This is a genomic window from Sphingobium sp. FG11, from assembly GCF_057809915.1.
Genome location: NZ_JBMDKW010000005.1, coordinates 94,713 through 107,168, shown reverse-complemented (window position 1 = coordinate 107,168; position 12,456 = coordinate 94,713). Strand labels below are relative to the sequence as shown.

The following is a 12,456-nucleotide window of genomic DNA, read 5'->3' as shown; positions in this document are numbered from 1 at the left end:
CGGGGGCGCGACAGATGGACCGGATCGTCGATATCGCCACCGATGGCCGCCACCTGTCCGCTTATCGCGGCTTCCTGATCGTGTCGGAGGATCGCGAGGAAGTGGGTCGCGTGCCACTTGACGATGTCGCGGCCGTCATCGTTCATGCCCATGGTGTTACATGGTCGACCAACTTGATCGTCGCATTGGCACAGCGCGGCGCGGTAATGCTGCTGTGCGGCAGCAATCACGCGCCCGTCGCCGTGTGCCTGCCGCTGGACGGACATCATGCCCAGAACAGCCGAATGCGTGCGCAGTGGGAGGCGGGCAAGCCGCTGTCCAAGCAATTGTGGCGCCGGATCGTCATCGCTAAGATCCGCTGGCAAGCAGCGGTGCTGGAGGCCAATGGCATCTCATCCTCAGCCTTCGATCTGCTTGCCCTGCGCGTGGGCTCAGGCGATCCGGACAATGTTGAGGCACAGGCAGCGCGGCGTTACTGGCCGCTGTTGATGGGGGAGGGATTCCGGCGCGATCGGGATGCGGAAGACATCAATGCCTTGCTCAATTATGGGTATACTGTGCTGCGGTCACTGTGCGCACGCGCCGTGGTCGCGTCCGGCCTGCATCCGTCGATCGGCGTGCATCACGCCAATCGGACCAACGCCTTTGCTCTGGCCGACGACCTGATCGAATCGTTTCGGCCACTGGTCGATGCGCTCGCCCTGCGTCTTGTCGCACGAAGAATCGATACTGTGACGCCCGAAGCCAAGCGCGCCTTTGCAGGACTGATCGCGCTCGACCTGCCCGGTGCAGACGGCACGACCACCGTGGCGGGCGCCGCGAACCGGGTCGCACAAAGCCTGTCGCGCGCGTTCCAGAGCGGACAGGCGGCTAACATTGTGCTTCCTATTCCCCCGTCCGCGCTGGAACTGGCCGGACTCGACTCGCTACTGTCATGAGCGCGAGCCAGCTAAGCGGATATCGGCTGATGTGGATTTTCGTGATGTTCGACCTGCCCGTGACCACCAGGGAACAGGCGCGCGCAGCAACGAAATTCCGCGAATTTCTGCTGGATGAAGGCTTTGAAAAGAGCCAGTTTTCGGTCTATGCTCGCTTTTGCAACGGCAAGGAACAATTCGAAACCTATATGCGGCGGGTCGAGTCGAGCCTGCCAGATCGCGGTGACGTCCACATCCTCAGCTTCACGGATCGGCAGTATGAAAATATCGTGCGATTTTCAGGACAACGCCGACGACGGCAACGGAAAAACCCGGATCAGCTTGCGCTATTCTAGCGAGTCGGGTGATTTTTGCGGTGATGGATCAATGGATATTGCGTTATTTTTCAATGCAATATCCATTGATCAATTATAGCCGCTCAGAGACCGCGGTCCAGCGGCAACTATCTGTGGAAACGGCGGCTTTCTTAAAAGCTCCGAGTTCAGTTCCTCGCCGGAAACAAAGAGCCGATAAGGTTGAGTTTCAGCGTCCTCAGCAAGGGCGAGCGCGTCTTCCACATCGATCCTGAAAAAGCGGTCCGTATTTCTCGATTTCGCGCGACAGCGGCTGTAGCGAATGCGTTCTGAGTGGTTGGCGGTCGGCCGTTAAATTACCGTTGGCGCTCCATCGAGCAATATCGTCTTGGTTTCCAGATAGGGAGAGAGTCCCTCGACGCCGCCTTCCCGACCTATGCCCGATTGTTTGAACCCGCCGAACGGCTGACCAAATTCCAGTTTCATGCCATTCTGCCCGAAACCGCCCGCCCTGATGCGTCGGCCTATGCGATAGGCGGCGTCGGCATCGTTGGTCAGCACGGATCCGTTGAGACCGTAGATGCTGTCATTGGCGATACGGATGGCGTCCTCCTCATCGTCGGCCGGAATGAGGCATAGTACGGGGCCGAAGATTTCTTCCTGCGCAATGCGGCTTTTGTTGTCGACATTTGCAAACAGGGTAGGCTCCATAAAATATCCCTTGTTCAAATGCGCGGGCCGATTGCCGCCGGTGACGAGGTCGGCGCTTTCCCTGCCCAGCGCGATATAGTCTTCGACCCGCTCCAACTGGCGCTTCATCGCCAGGGGTCCAAGCTGCGTCTCTACCGCGTCGCTATACCCGATGCGGATCCCCTGCATGACATTCCGAATCGCATCGGCCAGTTCGTCATGCCGCTTCCGGGGCACGATGGCGCGGCTCAGCATGGCGCACACCTGCCCGCTCATGATCGTGATGGTGTTGCCCAATATGGCGGCGGCGATGTCGATCGGAAAATCATCGCGCACGATCGCGGCGGACTTGCCGCCCAACTCCAGGGTGCAGCGCGCGATGCGACCGGCGCATACCTCCCCTATCCGCCGCCCCGCGCCGGTCGATCCGGTGAACGTCACCTTGTCAATGCCCGGATTGTTGACCAGGTGATCGGATGCGTCCCGACCACCGCAGACGAGGTTGACGACACCGGCGGGTATGCCCGCCGCTTCGGCGGCTTCGGCCATGATATAGGCTTCGAGCGGCGTTTCGGGCGATGGTTTCATGATGACGGTACAGCCCGCGACCAGCGCATAGGCGACCTTGCTCGCCATGATGCCATAGGGCGCGTTCCACGGCGCGATGGCGGCGACGACGCCCGCCGGTTCGTGCGCGACGATGGCGGTGTCGACCTGAATGGACGGCCTGCGCTCGACGAAGGTGAAGCTGTCGGCATAGCCGGCGATTTGCAGGAAGGTCGCGGTCGCGCCGCCTGTCATGATCGGGGCAAAGCTCGCAAGCCCGCCCACCTGCACTGTCCAGGCGCGGGCCAATTCCGGCTCGCGCTTTCGAAGCTCCTCACCCATCCGGCGCACGAACACGCCGCGCTCTGCCGGACTGAGATTGGGCCATGGTCCCTCGTCGAACGCCTGGCGGGCAGCGGCGACGGCCCGGTCCATGTCCGCGTCGACCGCATCGGCAACGCGCGCTATCACCTCTTCGCTGTTGGGTGAGACGATCTCGATCGACTGTGTGCCCACTGACTCCACCCAGCGGCCTCCGATATAGAGCCGGTCGGGATGCGCGATGTGAATATCGTGGGGTGTCATATCTGTTTTCCTCTCCTCGATTCCGCAATAACAATAACGAACGTTATGATTAAATCAACTACGGATGGACCGTCATTGATCGCTTGACAGGCAAGCCTCAGCGTGTCGTATTATATCGATCGTTACGATTAGGCTGCCATGAGAGTGGCCCTTGCATATCCCTGTAGGGAGAGGACAATGCGAAACGCCTTGGTGGCTCCGTACGGCGCCAACGGACATAGGCCATGACCCCCATGCGCCTGAAGGGGGAGGTCGCCTTGGTAACCGGCGGCGGACGCGGCCTGGGTCAGGCCATCGCCGAAGCGCTGGCGGACGCCGGCGCTTCGGTCGCCGTGGCCGCACGATCGGAAAACGAAATCGCCCACGTCGCCGGCGATCTGGCCGCGCGCGGCGGTCGCGTCATCGCCGTGTCCTGTGACGTAACCGACGCCGCCAGCATCGACGCCGTCTTCGCACGAACAGAGCGCGTGCTCGGCCCCGTCTCCATTCTGGTCAACAATGCCGGTGTACAGGGGCCGATCGGTCCGGTGGGCAGTATCAGTGTCGCTGACTGGTGGAGCGCGCAGGGCGTACATGTGCTGGGCGCGATGCTGTGCATGAGCCGGGCGATGCCCGCCATGCAGGCGGCGGACCATGGTCGCATCATCAACATCGTGTCACAGGCCGGGACTTTCGTCGCGCCCAACGCATCGGCCTATGCGGTCGCCAAAGCCAGCCTCATCCGCCTGACCGAGCATGTCGACGCCGAGAGATCTGGCAGCGCCGTTCGCGCTTTTGCGATCCAGCCGGGCACTATCCTGACCGACATGTCGAACCAGACGCTGGCGTCCCCCGACGCACGGACATATGCCGCGCCGCTTGTCGCCTTGCTGGAAAGCATAACGCCCCAGGACAGCGCCGATGCCAGAAAGAAGCTGCAACATCTTGCCGTCGATCTGGCTTGTGGGCAGTTCGATGCTTTGTCGGGCTGCTATCTGGATGTCGACTGGGACCTTCCGGCCATGCTGGCAGAGCGGCTGCAAAGGGCGTGAGCGACAGCCGCACCCTATCGATGTGGCAGCGCAGGCGTCCGGATGCGCAGGGCTATGGCGCGCGGCTGCCGCTCGGCCTGACCTTATGCGCCATGATATTGTTCGTCGATGGATATGACCTGGCCGCCATGCCGCTCGCGCTGCCGCATATCGTGCGCGAATTCGGTATACCGCCTTCCGATTTCGGGTTCGCCCTGTCGGCGGTTCTGATCGGCCTGGGCGCTGGCGCGATCCTGCTCGCACCGCTGGGCGACCATTATGGCCGCCGTCCGGCCATCGTCGTGACCGTCGCGCTGATCGGACTGGCGACGATGGGCACCGCGAGCGCGGCCAGCGTGGCGGGCTTTACCTTCTGGCGGCTGCTGACCGGCCTGATGCTGGGCGCGTGCCTGCCCAATGTCACGGCGCAAACTGCGATCTGGGCGCCGGAGGGCAAGCGGGCGAGCACGATCACGATCGTTTCACTCGGCGTCGCCATCGGCGGCATCACTTCGGGCCTGGTCGTGCCGCTGCTGGTTTCGATCGGCGGCTGGCGCGCGATCTTCTTCATACCCGGTATCGGCATCATGCTGCTGGCGGTGCTGCTGTTCTTCCTGCTTCCGGACAAAGGCGTGCTGGCCGAGCGGCAGGAGGAACCGGCAGCCCACCAGCCCCCTCGCGCTCGCGATCAATTGCTCCACATATTGCGGCCACCTTTGTTGACCGCAACGGCGATCTTCATCCTGCTCTACGGTCTCAACGCGTTTACGATCTATCTGACGAGCAGTTGGATCCCGACTTTGCTGCCTAGGGTGGGCTTTTCGCTCGACCTGTCCGCCCGTTCCCTATCGGTCATCAATCTGGGCGGGCTGATTGTGGGCCTGCTGATCGCGAAGCTGCTGGACCGAGGGCGAGTGGTCCGGGTACTGAGCGGCGCATACGCCACCATCGTTCTGGCGTTTTTGCTCCTGACCTTTGTCAGGCCCGATCCATGGGTCTGGGGTATATTGCTTTTCCTGTCGGCGGGCAGTGCCGCTGGTGTCCACCTTGCGATCATCGCGATCGCCACGGATTTCTTTCCGGATCGCTATCTGGCCACGGCGATCGGCTTTGGCGTCGCGGTCGCACGTATCGGCGCAATCGGCGGGCCTATGGCGGGTGCCGGGCTGATCGCATCCGGCGTCAGTACAAGCGGCTTCTTCCTGTGCGCCGCGATCGCACCGGCGGCGTGCATGGCCGTCACCTGGCTGATCCCGATGGCGCAGCGGGCGAGACGCCGGCCATAGTCAAATGGAGCGCATCATGTCCCTGTTCGATCATGTAGACAGCTTTCCCGAAACGCCGGCTCTGGAACTGGTTCTAGAGGTGCGCCTGCGCTTTCACCCGCTGCCCCGGCTGAAGAATCTTCCGACCGGCCCGGACAAGGGGATGGTCGTGGTCGATCTCGGCGAGTTTCGCGGCCCCGCCCTCAATGGCAGGGTACTGCCGGCAAGCGGCGGCGACTATGCCGCGTTCCGCGACGACGGCGTGGTGCAACTCGACGCCCGCTATTTACTGGAGGAAGCCGACGGGACGCCGATCATGCTGCATAACCGGGGCTTCGTCTGGGGTCGCGCGCCCGAAGTAATGGCCCGCTTCAGCCGGATCGCCAACGGTGCGAGCGACGAGACCGTCGATGCGTCGGAATATTATTTCCGCACCTCCACCACGTTTGACGTCCCCCGTGGCCCGCATGACTGGCTTTCCCGCCATGTGTTCGTCGGCGCGGGCGCGCGGTTGAAGGATGGCAATATGCTCCGCTATTACAAGGTCGTCTGAGCGATGAGCGACACGGTAGATTATATCGTCGTCGGCGCGGGCAGCGCCGGTTGCGTGCTGGCGAACCGGCTGAGTGAGGATTCAGGATCGCAAGTTGTCCTGCTGGAAGCCGGGGGTGAAAGCCGCCATCCGTTGATCGACATGCCGCTGACATGGATGCAGGCATCGACGACGCCGCGCTTCAACTGGGGTTTCACCGCCGAACCCGACCCGCATCGCGACGACCGCAGCGAAGCGATGCCGCGCGGCAAGTTGCTGGGCGGTTGTTCGGCGATCAACGGCACGATGTATATTCGCGGCGCGGCGGCCGATTATGATGACTGGGCCGCAAGAGGGCTTGAAGGATGGAGCTTTGCCGACCTCATCCCCTATTTCCGACGATCGGAGAATAGCTGGCGGGGGGACGGCCCCTATCATGGCGGGTCGGGACCGATGCACATATCGCCCATGAAGCGGGACCCCCGGATTTTTCCTGCCTTTGCGCGGGCGGCCGGAGAGATGGGCTACGGCATCATCGACGACTTCAACATTGCCGCGCCCGAAGGGTTCGGAATGCCCGATTGCAGCATCCGCGCGGGACGCCGCGCCAGCACCGCACGCGCCTTCCTCGACCCCGCCCGACGGCGCGACAACCTGCGTATCGAATGCCATGCACTGGTCACGCAAATATTGATCAAGGGCGGGCGCGCTGTCGGCGTCGAGTATCGACGCGACGGCCAGCTTCATCGCATCGCGTGTCGACGCGAAGTCATATTGTCGGGCGGCGCGTTCAATTCACCGCATCTGCTGATGCTGTCCGGTATCGGTCCGGCGGAGGAGTTGAAGGATAGCGGTGTGGAACCCCGCATCGACCTTCCCGGCGTGGGCCGCAATCTTCAGGACCACCCGATCGCCATGTCCTTCTGGAAAGCGGCTACGCCTATCACCTTCGACGATCGACTGCGGGTCGACCGGCTGGCTTTCGCGGCGGCCCAGTGGTGGCTGACCGGCACGGGCACGATGGCGCAAAGCCCGATGTCGATTCAGGGTTTCGTGCGCTCCGGCCCGGAGCAGGACCGGCCCGACCTTCAATTTCAGATCGTGCATAGTTCATATGCAGCGCGACCCTGGTTCCCTGGTTGGCGCAGGGGCGCTGGCCATGAATATTCGACCGGCGCGCTGCTGCTCAACCCGCAAAGCCGCGGCCGCGTTACGCTGCGCTCCGCCGATCCAACGGACGTGCCGCGCATTTCGCTCAACTTTCTGGAGGCCGAGGACGATCGCCGCCGCCTGCGCGAAGCGATGCGGTTCACGCGCCGGTTCTTCGCCACCGACGCGGCGCGCGCACTGGTCGCGGGGGAAATGGCTCCCGGAGCGGACGCCACCAGCGACGAGGCGCTCGACGGATGGTTGCGCGCGACCACGATCAGCGGCGCGCACCAAAGCTGCACCTGCGCGATGGGTTCAGTGGTCGATGCAAAGTTACGCGTTAAGGGCGTGGAGAGCCTGCGGGTGGCGGATGCCTCGGTGCTGCCCAACATCATCCGGGGCAATACCAACGCGCCGGTGATCATGATCGCGGAAAAGGCCGCCGACATGATCTTGGGCCGTACCGCTCCGCCTGCCGAACATCAGCACAAGAAAGCGCAGGAGGCGGCATGATGTCGTTCCAGGACAAAATCGCCGTCGTCACCGGCGGCGCGAGCGGGATAGGACTGGGCATCGTCCAGGCCCTGCTGACCGCTGGCGCGCGTGTCGCCATCCTCGATCTGCGCGCCGATCACCTGGCACGGGCGGAAACGTTGCTGTCCGGTCATCGCGAATGTCTGGCGTTTCATCAGGTGGACGTCAGCGATCGCGCCGCCATGGCCCAGGCGGCCGATGCTATCGTGAAGCGCTTCGACAGGGTCGATATACTCGTCAACAATGCCGGCGTGGGCATCCAGCGCCGTTGGGACAAGGTGAGCTATGCCGACTGGGACTTCGGGCTTCAGGTCAATCTGGGCGGCGTCATCAACGGCATGATGACGTTTGAGCCGTTGCTCCGCGCCAATCCGGACGGGGGTCACATCGTCAATACGGCATCCCTCGCGGGGCTGGCCATTGTTCCAGCCGCCCTGGCTGTTTACGGCACGACCAAAACGGCGATCGTCGCCCTGAGCGAGGCGGTCGCGCCGGAACTGGCGAGCATGGGCATCGGCATGAGCATTTTATGCCCCGGCCTTGTGCGCAGCAACATTCAAGACGTCGATGGCAATCGCCCAGCGCGCTTTTGCGGCAGCGTCGCCGACCGCGAGACTATGCCGGAGGATCAGGACCGCGCCGGGTCGGACGGCTGGATCGAGCCGTCGGATGTCGGACGGATGGTGTTGAACGGCATCCGATCGAACCAGCTCTATATCATCACGCACCCGACGCATCGCGACAAGTTCGACGCGCGCGTCGCGGCGGTGGGGGCGGCCTGGCCCTCAGCTTAATGCCTGTAGCGTTTCATCGGGCGGAAAAGCGTATTCCGCCAGCCCACCGACTGCCATCATCGAACATGGATTCTGGCGAGGCAGGCGAGCAAGCGCATGCTCCAGCGCCGCGATGGTCCAGGGTGTACCGCCATTGTCGATCCCCCGTTCGGCCGACCATGGCCGATAGAGATAGACCTGATCGCCCTGGCACCCGAACAGTCGCCCGGTGAGACGGTTTTCCGGCCGGCACAGGCACAGCAGCAACCGCGCGACATGGACGGGCGCGAAAGGGTCATAGCCCTCCCGTTGCGCCATCATGTCCTGTATGTCCTGTGGCGCTTCGTCGATCAGGCGGGTCCGTGCGATCGGCGCGATAGCGTTGACCCGCACGCCCAGCGACGCCAGTTCCTGCGCCGCGCTCATGGTCAAGGCCACCATCGCCGCCTTGGTCGCGCTATAGAGCCCGATCCGGGGGATGGGATGCGGCCCGGCGGGAGAGGAAATATTGACGATGGCGCGCGACGCCAATCCGGCCTCTCGCCAATGCCGCGCGGCTGCATCGACGAGCGCCGTGGCGCCTTTCACATTGACGGCGAACTGCCGGTCCCAGTCGTTTTGCGTCAACGTACCAAGGAGACCCGAGCGGCTGATGCCGGCATTGTTGACGAGAATGTCGATGCGCCCGTGACGCGCGCAAATGCCGGCGACCAGAGCATGTGCGGCGGGCCAGTCGGCAATATCGGTCGCGTCCGCCGCCGCCTGCCCACCCGCCGCGACGATCTCGTCGACCACGCTCTGGGCCAATCTGTCGTCCTGGCCCTGGCCGCTACTGCCCCCGCCCAGATCGTTGACGACGACCAAGGCACCGTCCGCCGCCAGCCCCAATGCATAGGCCCGGCCCAACCCCCTGCCCGCGCCGGTGATGAGAGCGACCTTGCCCGACAAGCGCATGGGGTCAGGCCACCATGGCATCCTGGCGCGTCCGCGCCTGGCCCAGTTGCGCGCGCGATACCCAACTTCCGTGCACCTGCGCCCGCATCGGCAGCGGCATCGGCACCCGCGCGATCGCTCCGCCTGCGATATTGCCTGCGTCGATGATCCACAATTCGGATCGGAAAGCGTCGTCGGCCGTCTGGCGATCGACAATGGCAAGCAGCCATCCATCATGATCGGCGGCACGGGCGGGGACGTGCACCGGTTCACTGATCGCCATCCCGAAATCCAGAGGCAGCATGTCTATCCGGCCATTGCCCGGTTCGATTCGCAGCAGAGCATTGAAGGCCGCGCCGACCGGCCCGCCGGGAAGCGGCGGTCCGCCCCGCGGGTTCATCGACATATACCACGCGGAACGGTAGGGTCGCCCCTGATCGGCATCGCGCAGGCGCGGCATGTCGCCCGGCGGGCCGATCACGCGCTCCTCATAGCTGTCGCCATCCTTGCTCATGTCGAAGCTCCAGCGCGTAAGCCCACCGCCGATGTCCTGCTGGTCACGGTGGACGCCGCCGGCTTCGCGCATGAACCCAAAAGCGTTCGTGTCCGACAGGCAGAGATCGAGATGCACCATGTCGCCATCGTCAAAGGCGTTGAGCAGATGAAAGGCGGACACGCCCGGACGCCCGCGAAACCATCGCATCTCCTCCACTTTGCCATAGCGCGGCATGATGCCGACCCAGCTTTCCAGATTCTGCTGATGCGCCCAGTGCGCTCCGCCCGCCTTCAACCTGTCGATGTCGGCGGTGGTCGGGAAAATCGGGAAGATGGCGTATTTCTCGCTGATCGCGAAGTCGTGAATGGTCGAGCAATAGGGTTGTTGAAACCATTGTTCGCTGGTCAGATTGCCGTCCTTGTCGGCGATGCAATAGGAGACGTCGGTGCTGCACAGGCCGCCTGCCTCGTAACCGAAGAAGAACATCTCGTTTGTTTCCGGATCGATGCGGGGGTGCGCGGTAAAGGTCTGCGACCGCAGCGCGCCATAGAAATCCCAGCGGCCGATCGTCTCAAGCGTATGCGGATCGACCTCATAGCCAAGGCCGTCCTCCTTCGTCATGAACAGTCGCCCGGCGTGCCACACGGGCGTGGTGTTGGCGACCGTGCGGTCCTTGCCCGCCACCGCAGGATCATCGGTGAACGGATTGCGATATTTGCCAAAGAGCGGCGCCCGCGCGTCCCGTTCCAGCCGATAGCGTTCTGTTTCCACATAGCGGATCGCATAGTCGACCTTCCCGGCGCTAATGTCGAAGGCGGCGACCATGCCGTCACCGGACAGCACGATGTCGTCGTCAAACATCGGGGGAAGTGCCGGATCGGGCACCGCCCGAAAGAAGGCGCCATCGATCTCTTCGGGTATCTGTCCGATCACCTCCAGATTGAGGGCCGACCATTCGATGCCGACCGGCGTGTTCAGCCCCGTGAAATGGATGGTGTTGGGGAAATTCGCCACCGTCGCTCTCCTGCATATGGGTTGTTGATGATGATTGCGCATGGGAAGGCCGCACGGTTCATGCCGTGGCCCGCGCCCCGATCCTGTCATTCTGCCGCAGCGACCGGATCACATGGTCCGACCCCTTGTCACCGATCATGATCGCCGTCGCGTTGGTATTTCCCTGCGGCAAGCTGGGCATAACGGACGCGTCCGCGACCCACAGACCCTCCACGCCGATGACCTTGAGATCATGATCCACGACCGCCATCGGGTCGTCCCGCCGGCCGATCTTCGCCGTGCCGACCGGATGATATAGCGGGATCGACGCCATCCGCACATAGCCGCGCAATTGTTCGGCCGTGATCAATGCCGCCCCCGGACGCAATTCGCTCTTGATCAGCCGTGCGATCGGCGGCTGCCCCAAGATGTCGCGCGCGATTCCGATGCCCTCGACGATCTGGTCGATGTCGTCGTCATGCGCGAGTTGATGGTGCGTGATGACCGGCGGCGCGAACGGATCCGCCGATCGCAGCGTGATGCGCCCGCGATTCCTGGGGCGCATCAGACCCACCAGCGTCGAGATCGACGGATCTCTTCGCAGCATCAGGCGCCCCTGATCGTCGAAGTCGAAGGCGAAGGCCGCGAAGGAAATCTGGAGATTGGGCGCGGGCAAATCGGCCCGGCTCTTCACGAAAGCCTGCGCATGGCCGATCGCGGTGGTCAGCGCGCCCTTGCGCGCCAAGGCGAATTTCAACACCTGCCATGCGCCGCGCAGTCCCTTCGCGTCGGTGTTCAGCGTGACTGCTTCCACATCGTTTACCAGGTGCGTGCCGACATGATCCTGAAGGTTCGCGCCGACACCGGGCCGATCGCACACGATGTCGATGCCCATCGCGGTCAGATGATCGGCCGGTCCGATACCCGACAGCATCAGCAGCCGGGGCGTGTTCATCGCACCGGCGCTCAACACCACGCCATGGCGCGCGGTCAGCCGTTTGTCCTGTCCATCCTGACGATAGAGGATGGCGGTGGCGCGGCCACCCTCCACCTCGATGCGCGTCACCTGCGTTTCCAGCAGGATATGCGGGGCGTTATCGCCCTTGCGTTCATGCAGATAGCCGCGCGCCGCCGAACATCGGGTCCCGCTTCGCTGCGACACCTGCACGAAATCGACGCCTTCGGCCTGTTCCCCGTTGAGATCGGCGCTGCGCGCTATGCCCGCCTTTTGCGCCGCCTCGATCCACGCTTCGGTGATAGGATAGCGCGCGCGGCCTTCCGACACCGCGATCGGCCCGCCGGTCCCACGCCAGGCATCCGCCCCGCGCTCATTATCTTCCATCCGCCGGAAATAGGGGAGGACGGACGCATAGTCCCATCCCGTCGCCCCTTGCCGTGCCCATTCATCATAGTCCCAGCGATGTCCGCGAATGAACATCATGCCGTTAAGCGCGCTGCCGCCGCCCAGCATCCGTCCCGCAGGCCAGATGTCAGCGCGACCGCCCAATGTCGGGTCGGGTTCGACCTGATGACACCAGTCGAATGCAGGATTTTGGACAACGGCGCTGGTGAGCGCCGGGATGCGCGAACGATAGTGTCGGTCGGTCCGACCCGCTTCGACCAGGGTCACTTTCAATCCCTGATCGGCCAGTCGCCCCGCCATCGCCGCCCCGGCCGAACCGCCTCCCACGATGATGATGTCCGGTTCTTGCGTCATAG

General features: G+C 63.5%; 11 protein-coding genes. 7 read left to right on the top strand and 4 right to left on the bottom strand.

Going from position 1 to position 12,456, the window contains the following annotated elements; all coding sequences use genetic code 11:
• Window positions 1–14 precede the first annotated feature (14 nt).
• Together cas1 and cas2 are read left to right on the top strand one after the other, a co-directional pair.
• Window positions 15–938 (top strand): type II CRISPR-associated endonuclease Cas1, encoded by a 924-nt coding sequence (gene cas1, locus ACODSN_RS06120; protein ID WP_489053939.1) that lies wholly within the window; start codon window positions 15–17, stop codon window positions 936–938.
• Window positions 935–1,273: a CRISPR-associated endonuclease Cas2 gene (gene cas2, locus ACODSN_RS06115; protein WP_007711423.1), complete on the top strand. Its 339-nt coding sequence runs from the start codon at window positions 935–937 to the stop codon at window positions 1,271–1,273. The genes cas1 and cas2 overlap by 4 nt, the downstream gene beginning before the upstream one ends.
• A gap of 309 nt (window positions 1,274–1,582) precedes the next feature.
• Here the strand turns inward: cas2 and ACODSN_RS06110 are convergent, their stop codons facing one another.
• Window positions 1,583–3,052, bottom strand: coding sequence for an aldehyde dehydrogenase (locus ACODSN_RS06110; protein ID WP_489053938.1), 1,470 nt, complete (start codon window positions 3,050–3,052; stop codon window positions 1,583–1,585).
• A gap of 224 nt (window positions 3,053–3,276) precedes the next feature.
• On the opposite strand from ACODSN_RS06110, the gene ACODSN_RS06105 reads away from it, so the two are divergent.
• From ACODSN_RS06105 to ACODSN_RS06085, 5 genes are read left to right on the top strand one after another with little or no spacing between them, the layout of a single operon-like run.
• Window positions 3,277–4,083 (top strand): SDR family NAD(P)-dependent oxidoreductase, encoded by an 807-nt coding sequence (locus ACODSN_RS06105; RefSeq protein WP_489053937.1) that lies wholly within the window; start codon window positions 3,277–3,279, stop codon window positions 4,081–4,083.
• Window positions 4,080–5,348 carry an MFS transporter gene (locus tag ACODSN_RS06100; protein ID WP_489053936.1) on the top strand — a complete coding sequence of 423 codons (1,269 nt, stop codon included), beginning with the start codon at window positions 4,080–4,082 and terminating at the stop codon, window positions 5,346–5,348. The genes ACODSN_RS06105 and ACODSN_RS06100 overlap by 4 nt, the downstream gene beginning before the upstream one ends.
• A 16-nt stretch (window positions 5,349–5,364) precedes the next feature.
• Window positions 5,365–5,880, top strand: coding sequence for a DUF3237 domain-containing protein (locus ACODSN_RS06095; RefSeq protein ID WP_489053935.1), 516 nt, complete (start codon window positions 5,365–5,367; stop codon window positions 5,878–5,880).
• Window positions 5,881–5,883: 3 nt separating this feature from the next.
• Complete coding sequence (locus tag ACODSN_RS06090; protein WP_489053934.1) at window positions 5,884–7,521, top strand: GMC family oxidoreductase; 1,638 nt, start codon at window positions 5,884–5,886, stop codon at window positions 7,519–7,521.
• Window positions 7,518–8,336: an SDR family oxidoreductase gene (locus ACODSN_RS06085; protein WP_489053933.1), complete on the top strand. Its 819-nt coding sequence runs from the start codon at window positions 7,518–7,520 to the stop codon at window positions 8,334–8,336. Before ACODSN_RS06090 ends, ACODSN_RS06085 begins: the two co-directional genes overlap by 4 nt.
• Here the strand turns inward: ACODSN_RS06085 and ACODSN_RS06080 are convergent.
• Genes ACODSN_RS06080 through ACODSN_RS06070 form a run of 3 tightly spaced genes read right to left on the bottom strand, consistent with a single transcriptional unit; the run spans window position 8,328 to window position 12,454 of the window.
• Complete coding sequence (locus ACODSN_RS06080; protein WP_489053931.1) at window positions 8,328–9,269, bottom strand: SDR family NAD(P)-dependent oxidoreductase; 942 nt, start codon at window positions 9,267–9,269, stop codon at window positions 8,328–8,330. The genes ACODSN_RS06085 and ACODSN_RS06080 overlap by 9 nt on opposite strands.
• A gap of 4 nt (window positions 9,270–9,273) precedes the next feature.
• Entirely contained in the window at window positions 9,274–10,758 is a 1,485-nt protein-coding gene (nov2, locus tag ACODSN_RS06075) for a lignostilbene-alpha,beta-dioxygenase NOV2 (RefSeq protein WP_489053930.1), read from the bottom strand.
• A gap of 58 nt (window positions 10,759–10,816) precedes the next feature.
• Window positions 10,817–12,454, bottom strand: a complete 1,638-nt coding sequence (locus ACODSN_RS06070; RefSeq protein WP_489053928.1) for a GMC family oxidoreductase — start codon at window positions 12,452–12,454, stop codon at window positions 10,817–10,819.
• Window positions 12,455–12,456: the final 2 nt, after the last annotated feature.